This window comes from Streptomyces abyssomicinicus, from assembly GCF_008974245.1.
Classification (GTDB): domain Bacteria; phylum Actinomycetota; class Actinomycetes; order Streptomycetales; family Streptomycetaceae; genus Streptomyces; species Streptomyces abyssomicinicus.
Map to the genome: position 1 here is coordinate 197,747 of NZ_BBZI01000008.1, position 16,560 is coordinate 214,306.

Genomic DNA, 16,560 nt, shown 5'->3' on the forward strand with positions numbered 1-16,560 from the left:
ATGCGCCGGTCCGGGCGGTCATAGACTCCCCGCCATGGGACGGGTTGCAGTGATCGGCGCCGGGATGGGCGCCATGGCGGCCGCCGCGCGTCTGGCCGTGGCCGGCCACCGCGTGACGGTGTTCGAGCGGACGGACACCTACGGGGGCGCCCTGCGCCGCCGGGAGCGCGACGGGTTCGCCTTCGACACCGGGCCGGGCCTGCTGCCGCTGCCCGCCGTCTACCGCGACCTGTTCGTCAAGACCGGCAAGCAGCCGCTGGAGGAGTGCGTCGAGCTGGTCCAGACGGACCCCTCGGCCCGCCACCTCTTCCCGGACGGCACCCGGGTGGACCTGCCCAACGCCTCCCGGGCCGGTGTGGTGGCCTCTTTGGAGGCGAGCCTCGGCGAGGGCGCCGGGCGGCGCTGGGGCGACTTCCTGGTCCGGGGCCGGGAGGCGTGGGACCGCACCCGCCGCCCGCTGCTGGAGGAGCCCCTGTGGCCGAACTGGGAGGTGCTCGCCGACCGTGAGCCGTACCCGTCGGTCCCGCACCGGCGTCTGCTGCGCACCCGGCGGGCCGCCACCCTGGCCCAGGTGGGCGAGTGGGAGCTGGGCGATGCCCGGCTGACGCGCCTGCTGGAGAGCCACGCCCTGGCGTACGGCCTGGACCCGCGGACCGCTCCGGCGAGCGCGGCGGTGCTGCCGTACATGGAGCACGCCTTCGGCGTCTGGTACGTGCGCGGCGGCATGCGCGAGCTGGCCCGCGCCCTGTACGAGCGCTGCCTGGCCCGGCGGGTCGAGTTCCGCTTCGGCGCCGAGGCCGTCCGCGTCGTGGAGAAGGACGGCCGGGCGGCGGGCCTGGAACTGGCCGACGGCACGGTCGCCGAGGCGGATCACGTGGTGGCCGGTGTGCGCCCGGGGCTGACGGAGACCCCCCGCGAGGCCGCGGCCGGGGGCGGGGTGCCGCCGCGGCCGGCCGGTGCGGCGGTGCCGGGCAGGCTCACGGTGCTGCTGGCCCTGCGCGGCGCCCGGGAGGCGGACGCGGTGCACCGGACGGTCGTCCACTCCCCCGACCGCGACGCCGAACTGGACGTCCTGGCGGGCGTCGCCCGCTCGCCGGGCACGACCGCGCCCGCCACCGCCCCGACGGTCACCGTCCTGCGCCCCGGCGACCCGGCACTGCGGCCTGACGACGACCACGAGTCGGCCGTCCTGACCGCGTCCGTGCCCCCCGGGACGGGCCCCGGGGAGGCGGAGCGGCTGGCGGAGTCGATGCTGACGGCCGCGGAGGCCGCCGTGCCGGGGCTGCGGGGGCGGCTGCTGTGGCACGAGGTCCGCACGCCCGAGGACACCCGGCGCGAGACCGGCACGGCGGGCGTCCCGGCCCCCGCCCTCGCGGGCGGCGGGGCCGCGCTGCTCCACCCGGGCAACGCCACGCGCCTGCCGGGGCTGTACCGGGTGGGCGGCTGGTCCCACCCGGGCGGCGGCCTGCCGCACGCCGGCATGTCCGGCGCCCTGGTGGCGGGCCTGGTGGTCGAGGGACCGGACTTCCGCGGCTCACAGTGAGCGCCGCCGGGCGGGCGACCGTGAGCCGACACCGTGAGCCGACACCGTGAGCCGGCGACCGCTTGCACCCGCGCGGGAGGCCCGCCGGAAACTGAACCTGGCGGTGTCCGCTCCCCCGCGCGGGCGGTCCTCACGAGGCCCCGGCGAACGGAACGGCTGAGGGCCGGCCCCCCGCGGGGGGCCGGCCCTCAGCCGTTCGTTCAGTACCGGTACTGCTCGTCGTAGCCGTACGGGTAGGGCTGCTGCTGCGGCTGCTGCGGCGGCGCCTGTTCCGCCCCGTACGGATCGTCCGCACCCCGCTGCTGCGGGACCCAGACCCCGCCGGGCGGCGTGGTGTCGCCGTAGCCGGCGTACGACGAGGTGTCGTAGCCGCCCTGCTGCCCGTAGCCCTGCTGCTGGCCGCCGTACGTACCGTCGTAGCCGTAGCCCTGACCGCCCTGGCCTGCCTGACCGCCCTGCGTCGCGTAGGGGTCGGCGTAGCCCGGATACTGCTGCTGGTCGTAGCCGGTTCCGGCGTACGTGTCGTAGGAGCCGTAGCCCTGCTGTCCGTCCGCGCCGGTGGGCACGACGGTGGGGTAACCACCGGTGTCGTAGCCGGAGTTGTCGTAACCGCCGTAGGAGTTGGGGTCGTCCTGCGCCGTCTGCGGCTGGTATCCGGCGGTGTTCTCCGCGCCCTGGTACTCCTCCGGGGAGGGAGCGGCCGGCTCGTCCTCGCGGCGGGCGCCGCGGTCGTCCCGGCCGTCGGCGCGGTCGTCGTCGTACTCCTCGTACTCCTCGTCGTCCCGTCCTGCCCGGCGGCGGGCCTGGGGCAGCGCCCAGCCGCCCGAGAAGCCGCTGCGGAACGACAGGGTGACGAAGGTCTGCCCCACCGCGAACGCCAGCGCGCCCAGGCCGATGACGGCGACCGAGGCGAGGAGCACGCCGATCACCACGCCGAGGAAGCCGGCGAACGCGAGGACACGCCACCGCAGTTTCGCCTTGTACTGCAGCAACACCTCGCCCAGCAGCCACAGTGCGACGATGCCGAACGCGATGTAGAGGACCGTCCAGCCCATGTAACGCCCCTCTCCCGTAAGACCGGGGCAGTCTGACGGACTCAGACGCTCCCGGTCCAGCCCTGCACTGGGTGGTGCAGGCCCAGGTTCTCGTAGATCTCAAGTGTGGCCGTGGAGTTGTTGAGCGTGATGAAGTGCAGCCCGGGCACACCCTCGGACAGCAGCCGCGCACAGAACTCCGTGGCGAAGTCGATTCCCAGGGAGCGTACAGCGGCCGGATCGTCTTTGGCTGTGAGGATCCGCTCTTTCAACCGGGCGGGAATCACGGCGTTGCTGAGAGTCGGCAGCCTCTCCAGCATACGGACACTGGTGACGGGCAGCACCTCGGGGATGATCGGCGTCTCGCAGCCGGCCGCCGCCGCCTTGTCACGGAACCGCAGGTACGACTCGGGCTGGAAGAACATCTGGGTGATCGCGTAGTCGGCCCCGGCACGGCACTTGTCCGTGAAGTGCCGGATCTCCGTCTCCCAGTCCGGAGAGCGCGGATGCAGCTCGGGGAAGGCCGCCACACCTACACAGAAATCGCCCGACTCCTTGATGAGTTCGACGAGTTCGGCGGCGTAGTGCAGGCCCTTGGGGTGCGCGACCCACTCGCCCATCGGGTCGCCGGGCGGATCGCCGCGCAGGGCCAGCATGTTGCGGATGCCCGCGTCGGCGTACTGGCCGATGATGTTCCGCAGTTCGGAGACCGAGTGGTCCACGGCGGTCAGGTGCGCGACCGGGGTGAGCGTGGTGTCGGAGACGATCTGCTCGGTCTCCTTGACCGTGCCCGCGCGGGTCGACCCGCCCGCGCCGTAGGTCACCGAGACGAAGTCGGGGGTGACGGCCTCGACGCGGCGGAGCGCGTTCCACAGGTTCCGCTCGCCCTTCTCCGTCTTGGGCGCGGAGAACTCGAACGAGACGGTCTGCCGCCCGGAGGCGAGCATGTCACGCACGGTACGCGCGCGGTCCGTCCGGGTGGATGCGGTTCCTAGGGCCATGCCTCGCAGGTTAGCCAGGCGGCGGCCCCGCTCCCAAAGACCGTCCGCCTTCCGGACAGCCGCGCCGCCGTCGACCTGCGGGAACCGGTCCGCTCTGCCTGCGGGGACCGGTCCGGCCGGCCTGCGGGCACCGTCCACCCGGCCTGCGGGCACCGTCCGCGCGGCCTGGGCGGCCCTGTCCGCGCGCCCTGCGCGACCTGGGGTCAGCGGGCGCGCAGGCGCTCGGCGAAGGCCTTCGCGGCGACGGCCGGGTCGGCGGCCTCGGTGAGCGCCCGGACCACCACCACGCGGCGGGCCCCGGCGTCCATGACCTCGTCGAGGGTGGCCAGGTCGATCCCGCCGATGGCGAACCAGGGGCGGTCCACGCCCAGCGCGGCGACCCGGCGGACCGCGTCGAGTCCGGCGGCGGGGCGGCCGGGCTTGGTGGGGGTGGGCCAGCAGGGGCCCACGCAGAAGTAGTCCACGCCCTCCTGCACGGCGGCGGCCTCGGCCTGCGCGGCGGAGTGGGTGGAGCGGCCGATCAGGACGTCGGGTCCGAGGATCGCCCGGGCCGCGGGCACCGGCAGGTCGCCCTGGCCGAGGTGCAGCACGTCGGCCCCGGCGGCGTGCGCCACGTCGGCGCGGTCGTTGACGGCGAGCAGCTTGCCGTGGCGGGCGCACGCCTCGGCCACGGTACGCAGGTGCTCCAGTTCCTCGGCGGCCTCCAGGCCCTTGTCGCGGAGCTGCACGATGTCGACCCCGGCCGGCAGCACGGCGTCCAGGAACCCGGCGAGGTCGCCGCGGTCCCGGCGGGCGTCCGTGCACAGGTAGAGCCGTGCGTCGGCGAGCCGGGCGCGGGCCTCCGGGGCGGCTGACGCGGCGGGGACAGTGGTGGCGGCGGTGGCGGCGGTCTCGGGCACGGTGCGGTTCCCCCCGGGGAGCGGTGATGACGTGAGGACGTGGGGCGGCGGGGGCACGGAGGCCCGGAGCGGCGGTGGCGGCACACGGCGGCCGCCCCCGTGAGCGGGGACGGCCGCCGGTTCCGCGTCGGTCAGACGGCGAGCGCCTGGGCGCGGCGCTTCACCTCCGTGCCACGGTTCTCGCTGAGGGCCTGCGCGGGCGTGCCCGGCAGGGAGTCGTCGGGGGTGAAGAGCCACTCCAGCATCTCTTCGTCGGTGAAGCCGTCGTCCCGCAGCAGCGTCAGCAGGCCGGTGAGGCCCTTGACCACCTTGTCCCCGTCGATGAAGGCGGCGGGGACGTGCAGCGCGCGGTTCTCACCACGGCGTACGGCGATCAGCTGGCCTTCCTTCACCAGCTGCCGCACACGCGTCACCTCGACGTCGAGCTTCTCGGCGATGTCGGGGAGGGTGAGCCACTCGGGAACGAGAGCATCGGTCTTCGCGTCAATCTCGGTCACGGGACCAAGCGTGCCATCCGGGACCGGGCGGGGGAAGTCGGGCCCCCTCCCAGTGGTCCTTCCGTGCGTCCGGCCTTGCTCCTTCCGTGCGTCCGGCCGTGGTCCTTCCGTGCGTCCGGCCGTGGTCCTTCCGTGGCGTCCGCCGGGCCGCCTTCGGTGGCCCGGGCCGCGCCGGGCCGCCTCAGGCCACGGCGGACTTCAGCGGACGGCCGGGGTCGCGGGCCAGGCCGGGGTCGACGAGGGCGCCGGACGCGATCAGGCGGCGGCCCTGCGCCAGGTCGCGGGGCCGGCCCACGGCCAGCAGGGCGACCAGGCGTCCCTCCCGCAGCCAGCACACGCTCCAGGCCGCGTCCCGCGGGCTGCCGCGCCACAGCAGCGTGTCCGCCGCCGCGTGGTGTCCCGCGTACTGCACGAACCGGCCGAACTGCTCGGACCAGAAGTACGGCACCGGATCGTAGGGGGCCGCCGCCGTCTCGCCGAGGATGCTCCCGGCGACCGTCCGGGCGCCCTGGAGCGCGTTGTCCCAGTGGTGGATCAGCAGCCGTTCGCCGTAGCGGGCGGAGGGGAACGAGGCACAGTCGCCGACCGCGTAGACGTCGGGGGCGGAGGCACGCAGCCGCTCGTCGGCCAGCACCTCGCCCTGTGGCCCCAGTTCGACCGCGCCGCCCAGCCAGGCCGTGTCGGGCCGGGCGCCGATGCCGACGACCACCGCGTCGGCCCGCAGCCGCCGCCCGTCGGCCAGCAGCACCGCGCCGGGCTCCACCCGCTCGACCCGGGCGCCGGTGTGCAGGGTCGCGCCGCTCTCGGCGTACCACGCGCCCATCGGCACGGCCACCTCCTCGGGCAGCGCCCCGGACAGCGGCCGTCCGGTGGCCTCGACCACCGTCACCTCGCAGCCGGCCTCCCGCGCGGCGGTGGTGAACTCGGCGCCGATCCAGCCGGCCCCGACGACCACCACGGACTCCCCGCGCTCCAGGACCGGCCGCAGCCGCAGGGCGTCGTCGAGGTTGTGCAGGACGTGGACGCCCGCGGCGTCCTCCGTGCCGGGCAGCCTGACGGGGCGGGCGCCGGTGGCGGCCACCAGCACGTCGTAGCCGACGGGCCCCTGGTCGGTGTCGGCCTCCTTGTCGGCGGGGCGCACGCCGGTGACCCGGCGGCCCAGCCGCAGGTCGATGCCGAGGCCGGTGAAGTCGACGTCGAAGGCGGCCTCCTCGCCCTTGCCGAGCAGCACGCCCTTCGACAGCGGCGGCCGGTCGTACGGCGGGTGGGGTTCCGCGCCGATCAGCGTCACCGGACCGTCGAAGCCCTGCTCGCGCAGCGCCACCGCCGTCTGGACCCCGGCCATGCCGGCGCCGGCGATCACCACCCGCCGTCCGGACCGTTCCCGCGTCTGCTCGCTCACGCCCTCGCTCACTCCCTCACCATAGACACCGCGGCGCCGGACTCACGGACGGATCTCCTCCACGACACTGGTGCCGCTGCCCGCCCGGGACTCCCACTCCCAGGTCTCCTCCAGCCGGATCCGCCCGTCGGGCAGCTCCACGACCCGCGAGACGCAGTGCCCCGAGGCGGTCGAGCCGTCCCGGGTCAGCTGGACGTAGCGGAAGTCGACGCGGTCGTCCTCGCGGGTGCCGACCAGGTACCCGCGGGTGATGTCGCCACCCTGATAGGTGGCCCACACCTGCCCGTCGCGCTCGTGGTAGTCGAACCGGGTCGCGGAGCCGACCTGGCCGGGCACCTGGGTGGTCTCATCGGCGATCGGGGCCATCAGCAGGCCGTCGAGGGAGCGGGGCACGGGTGACTCTCTTTCAGCGTCGCGGAACCGCGGGTTAGGGTGGCGACGGTAAGGCACTCGCGGGAGCCCGGACGCACCGGGCTGAGAGGGAGGCTGGCGGCCTCCGACCGTACGAACCTGATCCGGGTCATTCCGGCGAAGGGAGGAGCGGGACGTCATGACGTCCGACGTACTGGTGGTGGGCGGCGGCATCGTGGGCCTGGTGACCGCCTGGCGGGCCGCGCAGCAGGGCGCGGCCACCGCGGTGGTGGATCCGGAACCGGGCGGCGGGGCGGCCTTCGTGGCCGCCGGGATGCTGGCCGCGGTGACCGAACACCACCACGGCGAACAGGACTTGCTGGCCCTCAACCTGGAGTCGGCGCGCCGCTGGCCCGCGTTCGCCGAGGAGCTGACCGAGGCGTCCGGCACGGACGTGGGGTACCGGGAGACGGGCACCCTGGCGGTCGCCCTGGACGCCGACGACCGGGCTGAGCTCCGCGAACTCGCCCTGCTGCACCGGCTGCACGGCCTGTCGTCGGAGTGGCTGACCGGCCGGGAGTGCCGCCGGCTGGAGCCGATGCTGGCGCCGGGCGTGCGGGGCGGGCTGCGGGTGGACGGCGACCACCAGGCCGACCCGCGCCTGCTGGCCGCGGCGCTGCTGCGGGCCTGCGAGCGGGCCGGGGTGGTGTTCCACCGGCGGCGCGCGGCGCGGCTGGAGGTCGCCGGCGGACGGGCCGCCGGGGTGGTGCTGGAGGACGGCACCGCGCTGCCCGCCGGACGCGTGGTGCTGGCCGCGGGGAGCCGCAGCGGGGAGCTGGACGGGGTGCCCGAGGAGGTCCGGCCCCCGGTGCGGCCGGTGAAGGGGCAGGTGCTGCGGCTGACCGTGCCGCCGGTGTACGCGCCGTTCCTGTCCCGGACGGTGCGCGCGGTGGTGCGCGGCGGGTCGGTGTACCTGGTGCCGCGAGAGAACGGGGAGGTGGTGGTGGGGGCGACCAGCGAGGAGCTGGGCTTCGACACCACGGTCACCGCCGGCGGCGTCTGGACGCTGCTGCGCGACGCCCGTGAACTCCTCCCGGGGATCACCGAGTTGCCGCTGACCGAGACCCTGGCGGGGCTGCGTCCGGGCTCCCCCGACAACGCGCCGCTGCTCGGTCCGACCGCGCTGGAGGGCCTGCTGCTGGCCACCGGCCACTACCGCAACGGGGTGCTGCTCACCCCGGTCACGGGGGACGTGATGGCCGAGACGCTGGCCTCGGGGACGCTGCCCGCCCGGGCCCGCGCCTTCGCGGCGGACCGTTTCGCCGCCCGGAGCCGGACGGACCGCCCGGAACCCGCCGCCGCGTCGGCGGCCCGGGGGTCGGAGGCGGCCCGGGCGGCCGGGGGGTCCGAGGCGTCGGAGGCGGCCTCCGGCGAGGCGGCCGACGCGGCCCGGACCCCCGCGTCCGACGGCGAGGGGGTCGCCGCATGAGCGCGCCGCTGATCACCGTCCGCCTCAACGGCGGCCCCCGCGAGCTCGCCGCCGGGACCGCGCTGGAGACCGCCGTCGCACTGCTGACCCCGGCCCGCTCGGGAGTGGCCGCGGCGGTCAACGAGACCGTGGTGCCGCGTGACCGCTGGGCGGTCACGGTGCTCGCCGACGGGGACCGGGTCGAGATCCTGACCGCCGTCCAGGGAGGCTGACGTGACACACGGGAAGAACGACGTGCTGGTGCTGGGCGGCCTGGAGCTCACCTCCCGGCTGATCATGGGCACCGGCGGCGCGAGCGGCCTCGACGTGCTGGAGCGCGCCCTGGTGGCCTCCGGCACGGAGCTGACCACGGTGGCGATGCGGCGGGTGAACCCCGCGAGCCACGGTTCGGTGCTGTCGGTGCTGGAGCGGCTGGGCATCCGGGTGCTGCCCAACACGGCGGGCTGCTTCACCGCCGGGGAGGCGGTGCTGACCGCCCGGCTGGCCCAGGAGGCGCTCGGCACCTCGCTGGTCAAGCTGGAGGTGGTCGCCGACGAGCGCACCCTGCTGCCGGACCCGGTGGAGCTGCTGGAGGCGGCCGAGACGCTGGTCGACGACGGGTTCACGGTGCTGCCGTACACCAGCGACGACCCGGTGCTCGCCCGGCGGCTGGAGGACGTGGGGTGTGCGGCGGTGATGCCGCTGGGCTCCCCGATCGGCTCCGGCCTCGGCATCCGCAACCCGCACAACTTCGAGTTGATGGTGGAGTCCGCCGGCGTCCCGGTGATCCTGGACGCCGGCGCGGGCACCGCGTCCGACGTGACCTTCGCCATGGAACTGGGCTGCGCCGGTGTGATGCTCGCCTCGGCGGTGACCAGGGCGCGGGATCCGGAGCTGATGGCGCTGGCGATGCGCCACGGCGTGGAGGCGGGCCGGCTGGCCCGGCTGGCCGGGCGGATTCCGCAGCGCCGCTTCGCCCACGCGTCCTCCCCCGCGGAGGGGCTGGCCGAGCTCGACCCGGAGCGCCCGGCGTTCTGAGGGGCGCCCGGCCGGCGTCCCGCGTCCGCCGGGCGGCTCCGGGCCCGCCGCGCCCCTCGTAGACTCGCTCCGTGGACACGACCCTTCAGGACCCGCTCCTCGGCCGCGTGCTCGACGGCCGCTACCGGGTCGACGCGCGGATCGCGGTCGGCGGCATGGCGACCGTCTACCGCGCGCTGGACACCCGCCTCGACCGCGTGCTCGCCCTCAAGGTGATGCACCCGTCGCTGGCGCAGGACGCCGGTTTCGTCGAGCGGTTCATCCGTGAGGCCAAGTCGGTGGCCCGGCTGGCGCATCCCAACGTGGTGCAGGTCTTCGACCAGGGCGCCGACGGGGGCTACGTCTACCTGGCGATGGAGTACGTCGCCGGCTGCACCCTGCGGGACGTGCTGCGCGAGCGCGGGGCGCTGCAGCCGCGGGCCGCGCTGGACATCCTGGAGCCGGTGCTGGCCGCGCTCGGGGCCGCCCACCGGGCCGGGTTCGTGCACCGCGACATGAAGCCGGAGAACGTCCTGATAGGGGACGACGGCCGGGTGAAGGTCGCCGACTTCGGCCTGGTCAGGGCGGTGGACACGGTCACCGACAGCTCGGGTTCGGTGCTGGGCACGGTCTCCTACCTGGCCCCGGAGCAGATCGAGCGGGGCACCATCGACCCGCGGGTCGACGTCTACGCCTGCGGCATCGTGCTCCACGAGATGCTGACGGGCGCGAAGCCGCACCAGGGCGACTCCCCCGCGCAGGTGCTCTTCCGCCACCTCAACGAGGACGTGCCGCCGCCCTCGGCCCTCGTGCCGGGGCTGGCCGGACCGCTGGACGAGCTGGTCGCGGCGGCCGCCGCGCGCGTCGCCGCGGACCGTCCGCCCACGGCGGCGGAGCTGCTGGCCCGGGTGCTGGCGGCCCGTGCGGCGCTGACCGCGGACCAGCTGGACGCCGTGCCGCCGATGGCCCGCGCCGAGGGGCACGACCGCTCCGAGGACCGCACGTCGGTGATCTCCCGCCCCGTCGTGCGGCGGCCGCTGCCGGTCGGCGGCGACGAGCCCACGGCCGTCGTCCACCGCACCACGCGGCTGGAGACGGGCGGCCTCTCCCGTTCCTCCTCCCGCCGGGGCGCCCTGGCCGGGCGGGGGCCGCTGGCGCTGGTGCTGGGGCTGCTGCTGGTGCTCGGCCTCGGCGGCGGTGTCTGGTACATCAACTCCGGGCAGTTCACCGAGGTCCCGCCGGTGCTCGCCAAGACCGAGGCGCAGGCCAGGGACCGGCTGACGAAGGCCGGGCTCGAGGTCGGCGACGTCTCGCGCCGGTTCAGCGACACGGTCGAGCGGGGCACGGTGATCAGCACCGACCCGGCGGCCGGTGACCGGGTCCGCGGCGGCGCCGGGGTGTCGCTGGTGATCTCCTCGGGACCCGAGGTGGTGAAGGTTCCCTCCCTGGAGGGCCGTCCGCTGGACCAGGCGCGCAAGGCGCTGGAGGATCAGGGGCTCGAGCCGGGCATGGTGACGCGCGCCTTCAGCGAGGACGTCCCGCGGGGCTCGGTCATCGGCACGGAGCCGGCCGCCGGGTCCGAGCGGCGCGCCGGCACGGCGGTGGCGCTGGTGGTCAGCAAGGGCGCGCCGGTGGACGTCCCCGACGTCACGGGGGCCGAGCTGGACGAGGCCCGCGCGGCGCTGCGGGCGGCCGGGCTGAAGGTCCGCATCGACCCGGAGGAGATCCACTCCCCGCACGAGCGCGGCCAGGTCGCGCGGCAGTCCCCCGAGCCGGGGGGCCGCGCGGGCGAGGGCGACACGGTGACGCTCACCCTCTCCAAGGGCCCCGAGATGGTCGAGGTCCCCGACGTCGTCGGGCAGAGCGTCGACGAGGCCACGGAGGCCCTCGAGGCGGCCGGCTTCGAGGTCGACGAGGACCGCGGCCTGCTCGGCATCTTCCGCGACACGGTGAAGTCCCAGTCCCCCTCCGCGGGCGACAAGGCCCCCAAGGGTTCCACGATCACCATCGAGATCCGCTAGCGGACGGCACGGCGGCCAAGAAGCACACCGCCACGCTTCCGGAAGAGCCGGCCGCGGTCGGCCCCAGCGGCTTCAGCCACGCTGCGGACCGACAGCGGGGGCAGGACCGGCTCGCGGAGCTCGTCAACCGGCTGGAGACGGCGTGCGGCACCGTCACCGAGCAGGGGCTGGCCGCCGCCGAGGCAATTGGTACAGGACATGTACCATCAAGGCATGGCTCTGAAGCGCACGAACGTCTACGCCGAGGACAGCGATCTGGAGCTGATCAAGGAGGCCGCCGCCCGGGTCGGGAAGCCCGAGGCCGAGATAATCCGTGAGGGCATCCACCGCATCGCTCTCGCCTACCGGGTGTGGGAGGAACCGTTCGTCACCGACGAGGAGACCTACGATCTCGGCGGCCCCGTCACAGCCGAGGACATCCGCGACGCCGTGGTCCGAGGTCACGAGTCACGGGAACGGCGTAACACGGGGGACCCGGCGTGATCGCCGTCGCCGACACCTCCGGCTTGCTGACGCTCTTCAACCGCTCCGATCCGGCCCACCTGGCGACGAGGAAGGCGGTCGACGAATGCGCTCTGCTCGTCGCCACACCCTTGGCCCTCACCGAGGTGCATCAGGTGGCCACCAGCCGCGCGGGCCGGCGGGCGGCGGACGGCATCCTCCGCTCCCTGGTCGCCCGGAACCGACAACTACGCCTGGTCCTCGTCCCGCCCACCGCCGACATGCTCGACGCCGCACTGGCGGTGCGTGCCCGGTACTCGGCACTGGACCTCGACCTCGTGGACGCCGTCAATGTCGCCCTGGCCGCCGAGTACGACACGGACGCCGTGGTCACCCGCGACATCCGCGATTTCCGAACCGTCCGGCCGTTGGGCGGCCGGTACACCCACTTCCGCGTCCTCCCCGACGACCTCTGAAGCCCCTCCGGTCCTGCGCCGGTCTCGCGGCACTCCCCTGGCTGCCCTCCGGCGTAGCCATGCGCGCCACGCCTTGCCCGCGCCGTCCGCGAGACCTGCCGTAGCCGGCCCACCGAAGCCGGAGCCACACGGGCTTCGCCATCCTTCCACTCTCACGTACGCCGTACATCCGCAAGCTACTCGGAGGTAGGGCGGCGCCCACCGGATCCGGGGTGGTACGAATGCCGGATCCGAATTTTCAGCACGGCGTGGGGACGCCGTGTGTACCGACGGGTCGGCACGGATCAGGGGGAGAGTCGCGCCGGCCAGTACGTGGGGGGACCACACATGCAAGAGATGACCAAGGGTGCCAACGTCGCGCTCTCCTCGCTCAGCGAGGACACCGACTCCGTCGTCGTCAGCCTCGGCTGGTGCAGCACGTCCGGGGACGGCGACGCCGACGTGTCGGTGCTGCTCCTGGACGAGAACGGCAAGGTCGGCGGAGACCAGGACTTCTTCTTCTACAACCACCTGGCCGCCCCGGACGGCAGTGTCCAACTGCTCGGCAAGACGCCCGCGGGCGACGGCAGCGAGGACCGCATCAGCCTGGACCTCACGGCCGTCCCGGAGCGGGTGGAACGCGTCGTCATCGCCGCCAGCCGGTACGAGGGAGCCCTCTTCGGCGACCTGGACGACCTGCGGCTGACGATCACCGACCGGGCCGGCGAGCCGCTGCTCGGTTTCTCCATCCCCGACGCGAGCGTCGAAAGCGCGTTCCTCTTCGGCGAGCTCTACCGGCGGGCCGGCGAGTGGAAGTTCCGCGCCATCGGGCAGGGCTACGAGACGGGCCTCGGCGGCCTGGCCACCGACTTCGGCATCGACATCGACGACAGCCCGGAGGACCACCCCGAGGAGCCGGAGCAGCCCTCCGACGCGTCCGTCGACGTCGCCGCCGCGCAGACGGCGACCACAGCCACCCCCGAGGCCGACGCCACCCCGCTCCCCGCCCCGCGTACGGAAGAGCAGGCCTCCCCTGCCTCGGTCCCCGCGACCACGCAGGCCGCACCCACCGCACCCGTCACTCCCGCCGCGAAGCCCGCCGTGACGCGCCGCCCGCGGACGGCGAAGCGCAAGGTCACGATCCCCGAGACGATGCGCAAGTCGCTCGCGGAGAACGAGAACTGGCAGCAGTCCCGCCTGTTCCCCGCGTCCTCCGTGAAGAGCGACCGGGAACGCGAGATGCGCGCGACGTCCGTGCTCCTCTCGGTGATGGCGCAGGTCCCGGAGTTCGGCCGCCGGCTCACCGCCGCATTCGGCGCCCCGGCCGGCCGGATGGAGACCTTCACCGAGGTCACGCTGCCGCACGGTGAGACCCCCAAGCGCCCCGACGGCGTCATCCGCGTCGAGCGCGCGGGCCGGATCTGGACCGCGCTGGTGGAGACCAAGACGAACGGCAACCCGCTCAGGCCCGAGCAGGTGCAGGCCTACGCGGACATCGCCGCCCGCCGCGGCTACGAGGCCGTGATCACCCTGTCCAACGACGTCGCCCTGGACGGCCGCCCGGTCGTCGAGGTGAAGATCGACCGGCGCAGGAAGAACAAGGTCGCCCTCTGGCACCTCTCCTGGACGGAGGTCGCGCACCAGGCGCAGATGCTCATCCGCCACGAAGGCGTCGTCAACGCCGCCCACGCCTGGCTCCTCCAGGAACTCCTCCACTACCTCCGGCACGAGAACTCCGGCTGCCACGGCTTCCAGAACATGGGCCCGGCGTGGGTGCCCGTGCGCAAGGGCATCGACGACGAGACGCTCGTGACCGGCGACAGCCGCGCCGTCGCCGTCGTCGAGAGCTGGGAACGTCTCATCCGGCAGATCTGCCTCCGACTGGGCGGCGAACTCGGCCAGAAGGTACTGCCGGTGCAGCGCGCCAAGCGCGGCGTCGACCCGGACGGCCGGCGCGCCGCCCTCGCCGACGACCTCTGCGCCCAGGGCCGGCTCCACGCGGAACTCCGCATCGACGGAACGCCGGGCGTCCTGACCGTCACCGCCGACCTGCGCACCGCGAAGCTCCGCACGTCGATGGACCTGCCGGCGGACGACCAGGGTTACCCCCTCGCCCGCGCCAAGCGCCTGGTCAAGCAGCTCGCCGAAGCCCCCGCCGACCTGCACATCGAAACCCTCCTCGACGGGGATGGCCCCGGCCCGCGCAGCACCCTCGAACGCCTGCGCCCCGAGCCCGGCGACCTGCTGCCGGGCAACGGCGCGCGCATCACCGGGTTCCGGCTGTCGCTCCTGAAGAGCATGGGCAGCGGCCGGGGCAGCGCCGAATCCGGCTTCATCCGCAGCGTCGACGAGGCCGTCGACCGCTTCCACCAACACGTCGTCACGCACCTCGACGCCCGCCCCGCAGCCCGCCGACGCCGGACCCCGGAGGGCGCGGACGCCTGACCGGCTTCGGCCGCCGACGCTGGGCCCAAGGCCTGTGGCCGTCCCTTCGGGGGGTGGCCACAGACGTGCTGGGATTCGGCGCACCCGCGCTACATCCACGAGGCCGGCCACGGGCCGCCTGCCGGGCCCGCCGCACCATCGGACAGGGCGACGACATGGGGAGCGCAGCGTGGCGTGGGACGAGTGGGAGCAGCTCGAAACAGCAGCGGTCGAACGGAGGCGCTGCCGCCGGCACGTACCGCGGAACGCCGCGATGTTCCGCTCCAGCGCCGCGCCCCGGCCCGCGAGGCCGCGTCACCCTTGGGTGCCGCTCCGGTCAAGACCGAGGAAGGAGATGGCCATGGTCTCCATGCCGGAGTTCGGGAAGTCGTGCTGCCCGCCTTCGACGCTGATCACTTCGAGGGGCGGCTGCTCGCCGTCGTCGTCGTAGCGGGTGCGGGTCCAGCCTGACTTCGGCTGGTCGGTGAGCACCGGCTCCGGGTTCACCCCCAGCACGTCGGTCCACTGTTTGATCTCTTCGCCGAGGTTCTTGTGGTTCAGCGTGTCGTCCTCGGTTCCGTGCCACAGCTGCACCCGCGGCCGGGCGCCCTTGTAGCCCGGGTACGCGTCGCGCACCAGGTCACCCCACTTCTGCGGGGTCTCGGTGTGCCGACCGCTGGAGCACTCCCTCCACCCGTCCGACCCGTAGTCGTCGATGGGGAAGCAGCCGAACGGCACGCCCATGAAGACCGACCCGGCCTTGAAGAGATCGGGGTGGTCGGCCAGGAGCACGTTGGTCATGTTCGCCCCGGACGAGGCGCCGGTGACGTACACCCGCCCGGCATCGGCCTTGTGGTGCTCTTCGGCGTATTTCACCATGGAGGCGACGCTCGTCGGATCGCTGTCGCCGTCGCGCTTCAGCGCCTGCGAGGAGGCCGTGTCGAAACACTGACCCTCGGAGTTGGCATCCGGGTACACGACGATGAACCCGTACCGGTCGGCCAGCTCGGCGAACGCCGTGCCCGCGTGGAAGCCGGGCCCCGAGCCGGTGCACGGGTGGATCGCCACCAGCACCGGCGGATGCGCCCCGGCGCTGTTCGGCACGTACTCGTACATGCGCAGGCCGCCCGGGTTCCTCCCGAAGTCGGTCACCTCGGTGAGGGAGGCGGGTTTCCTGCCCGGTTCCACCGACGCCTGACAGGCGGCGAGCAGGGTGACCACCCCGGCGAACGCCGCCAGCAGGGCGACGCCTGCGCGTGATCTCCGTCGGACCGTCATGTGGCCGCCCTCTCCTTGTCGGGAACGTTGGATCGACGCGACCAACGCGGCGGGGGCGACGAGCTCTTCGACCTCGAAAGTTTCCGGATTGATCACGAATGACGCGCACACGGTAAGGGCGTCACCCGGAACCGACAACAACCCTGCCGCACATGGGAGTCGGCATTCCTCTACTCCCCACCCGGAACGCTCAGCTGTCGAGCGAGTCGCCGATGAGTGCACCGTCCTCGAACGGTCTACCCGGCGACAAGACCGTCCTCGACAGGAGTGCCGTGTCCACCGTCCAGCCAGTGATCTTGACCGCTCAGCAGGACGTGCTGATCGGCTTCTACACGGAACTGTTCGGCGCCGAGGAGGTTTTCCGGACGCCGGCGAAAGGCCCGGCCTTCTACGTCGGCCTGCGCATCGGCGACACCGACCTCGGCCTGGTGGCCAAGGCGGACCCGGGGGACCGGGAGGCACCGCGGATCCTGCTCAGCATCGGTGTCGAGGACGTCGACGAGACACTCAGCCGGGTGGAGGCGCTGGGCGGGACCGTCGGCAGCGGCGCCAACGACATGCCGTGGGGACAGCGCGTCGCCCACATCCAGGACCCCGACGGCAACCCGGTGAACCTGACTCAGCCGGTCACGGCCCGATGACGGTGTTCCGGGCCACGGTGGCGACCAGCCGCACGGCGTGAAGACGGCCACACGGCACGGGGCGACCACAGGGGCCGGGAAGGGGCCG

At 74.0% G+C, this 16,560-nt stretch carries 16 protein-coding genes and 1 riboswitch; of the genes, 9 read left to right on the forward strand and 7 right to left on the reverse strand.

All coding sequences use genetic code 11. From position 1 onward, the window contains the following. The first annotated feature begins 34 nt into the window (after window positions 1-34). A complete protein-coding gene (locus tag GBN72_RS17825) occupies window positions 35-1,543 on the forward strand; it encodes a phytoene desaturase family protein (RefSeq protein WP_246212618.1) in 1,509 nt (502 codons plus the stop codon). Window positions 1,544-1,743: 200 nt separating this feature from the next. Here GBN72_RS17825 and GBN72_RS17830 read toward each other — a convergent pair whose 3' ends face one another. The 6 genes from GBN72_RS17830 to GBN72_RS17855 all read right to left on the reverse strand — a co-directional run bounded on the left by GBN72_RS17830 (window position 1,744) and on the right by GBN72_RS17855 (window position 6,769). Continuing rightward, window positions 1,744-2,598 (reverse strand): hypothetical protein, encoded by an 855-nt coding sequence (locus tag GBN72_RS17830; protein ID WP_151772842.1) that lies wholly within the window; start codon window positions 2,596-2,598, stop codon window positions 1,744-1,746. A 41-nt stretch (window positions 2,599-2,639) separates the two neighbouring features. Then, window positions 2,640-3,578, reverse strand: coding sequence for a methylenetetrahydrofolate reductase [NAD(P)H] (metF, locus tag GBN72_RS17835; RefSeq protein ID WP_151772843.1), 939 nt, complete (start codon window positions 3,576-3,578; stop codon window positions 2,640-2,642). 203 nt (window positions 3,579-3,781) lie between these two features. Then, a complete protein-coding gene (gene thiE / locus GBN72_RS17840; RefSeq protein ID WP_151772844.1) occupies window positions 3,782-4,477 on the reverse strand; it encodes a thiamine phosphate synthase in 696 nt (231 codons plus the stop codon). Window positions 4,478-4,608: 131 nt separating this feature from the next. Beyond that, entirely contained in the window at window positions 4,609-4,974 is a 366-nt protein-coding gene (locus GBN72_RS17845) for an Rv2175c family DNA-binding protein (RefSeq protein WP_151772845.1), read from the reverse strand. A 181-nt stretch (window positions 4,975-5,155) separates the two neighbouring features. Further along, window positions 5,156-6,376 carry an NAD(P)/FAD-dependent oxidoreductase gene (locus GBN72_RS17850; protein ID WP_151772846.1) on the reverse strand — a complete coding sequence of 407 codons (1,221 nt, stop codon included), beginning with the start codon at window positions 6,374-6,376 and terminating at the stop codon, window positions 5,156-5,158. A 42-nt stretch (window positions 6,377-6,418) separates the two neighbouring features. Further along, complete coding sequence (locus GBN72_RS17855) at window positions 6,419-6,769, reverse strand: avidin-fold protein (RefSeq protein WP_151772847.1); 351 nt, start codon at window positions 6,767-6,769, stop codon at window positions 6,419-6,421. 49 nt (window positions 6,770-6,818) lie between these two features. Further along, window positions 6,819-6,931, forward strand: a riboswitch (TPP riboswitch). On the opposite strand from GBN72_RS17855, the gene thiO reads away from it, so the two are divergent. From thiO to GBN72_RS17890, 7 genes are all read left to right on the forward strand, one after another. Next, the gene (gene thiO, locus GBN72_RS17860) at window positions 6,927-8,216 is read left to right on the forward strand and encodes a glycine oxidase ThiO (RefSeq protein ID WP_151772848.1); all 1,290 of its coding nucleotides are present in this window, start codon (window positions 6,927-6,929) and stop codon (window positions 8,214-8,216) included. It overlaps the preceding riboswitch by 5 nt. Then, window positions 8,213-8,428 (forward strand): sulfur carrier protein ThiS, encoded by a 216-nt coding sequence (gene thiS / locus GBN72_RS17865; protein ID WP_151772849.1) that lies wholly within the window; start codon window positions 8,213-8,215, stop codon window positions 8,426-8,428. Before thiO ends, thiS begins: the two co-directional genes overlap by 4 nt. 1 nt (window position 8,429) lies before the next feature. Next, window positions 8,430-9,233: a thiazole synthase gene (locus tag GBN72_RS17870; RefSeq protein ID WP_281371842.1), complete on the forward strand. Its 804-nt coding sequence runs from the start codon at window positions 8,430-8,432 to the stop codon at window positions 9,231-9,233. 71 nt (window positions 9,234-9,304) lie between these two features. Beyond that, a complete protein-coding gene (pknB, locus tag GBN72_RS17875) occupies window positions 9,305-11,233 on the forward strand; it encodes a Stk1 family PASTA domain-containing Ser/Thr kinase (RefSeq protein ID WP_151772850.1) in 1,929 nt (642 codons plus the stop codon). Between the two features lie 213 nt (window positions 11,234-11,446). Continuing rightward, window positions 11,447-11,716: a hypothetical protein gene (locus tag GBN72_RS17880; RefSeq protein ID WP_151772851.1), complete on the forward strand. Its 270-nt coding sequence runs from the start codon at window positions 11,447-11,449 to the stop codon at window positions 11,714-11,716. Further along, window positions 11,713-12,150 (forward strand): type II toxin-antitoxin system VapC family toxin, encoded by a 438-nt coding sequence (locus tag GBN72_RS17885; protein WP_151772852.1) that lies wholly within the window; start codon window positions 11,713-11,715, stop codon window positions 12,148-12,150. The genes GBN72_RS17880 and GBN72_RS17885 overlap by 4 nt, the downstream gene beginning before the upstream one ends. Window positions 12,151-12,477: 327 nt before the next feature. After that, entirely contained in the window at window positions 12,478-14,574 is a 2,097-nt protein-coding gene (locus GBN72_RS17890) for a TerD family protein (RefSeq protein ID WP_246212619.1), read from the forward strand. A 294-nt stretch (window positions 14,575-14,868) separates the two neighbouring features. On the opposite strand, the gene GBN72_RS17895 is transcribed toward GBN72_RS17890, so the two are convergent. Then, window positions 14,869-15,831 carry an extracellular catalytic domain type 1 short-chain-length polyhydroxyalkanoate depolymerase gene (locus tag GBN72_RS17895; RefSeq protein WP_151772853.1) on the reverse strand — a complete coding sequence of 321 codons (963 nt, stop codon included), beginning with the start codon at window positions 15,829-15,831 and terminating at the stop codon, window positions 14,869-14,871. Between the two features lie 272 nt (window positions 15,832-16,103). On the opposite strand from GBN72_RS17895, the gene GBN72_RS17900 reads away from it, so the two are divergent. Further along, a complete protein-coding gene (locus tag GBN72_RS17900) occupies window positions 16,104-16,472 on the forward strand; it encodes a VOC family protein (protein WP_151772854.1) in 369 nt (122 codons plus the stop codon). The last annotated feature ends 88 nt before the right edge of the window (window positions 16,473-16,560 follow it).

Excerpts from the sequence above, each read along its gene's own strand:
- metF (WP_151772843.1), bottom strand. The coding sequence starts at position 3,578 with ATGGCCCTAGGAACCGCATCCACCCGGACGGACCGCGCGCGTACCGTG.
- GBN72_RS17880 (WP_151772851.1), top strand. The coding sequence starts at position 11,447 with ATGGCTCTGAAGCGCACGAACGTCTACGCCGAGGACAGCGATCTGGAG.
- thiO (WP_151772848.1), top strand. The coding sequence starts at position 6,927 with ATGACGTCCGACGTACTGGTGGTGGGCGGCGGCATCGTGGGCCTGGTG.
- GBN72_RS17830 (WP_151772842.1), bottom strand. The coding sequence starts at position 2,598 with ATGGGCTGGACGGTCCTCTACATCGCGTTCGGCATCGTCGCACTGTGG.
- GBN72_RS17890 (WP_246212619.1), top strand. The coding sequence starts at position 12,478 with ATGCAAGAGATGACCAAGGGTGCCAACGTCGCGCTCTCCTCGCTCAGC.
- GBN72_RS17825 (WP_246212618.1), top strand. The coding sequence starts at position 35 with ATGGGACGGGTTGCAGTGATCGGCGCCGGGATGGGCGCCATGGCGGCC.
- GBN72_RS17895 (WP_151772853.1), bottom strand. The coding sequence starts at position 15,831 with ATGACGGTCCGACGGAGATCACGCGCAGGCGTCGCCCTGCTGGCGGCG.
- thiS (WP_151772849.1), top strand. The coding sequence starts at position 8,213 with ATGAGCGCGCCGCTGATCACCGTCCGCCTCAACGGCGGCCCCCGCGAG.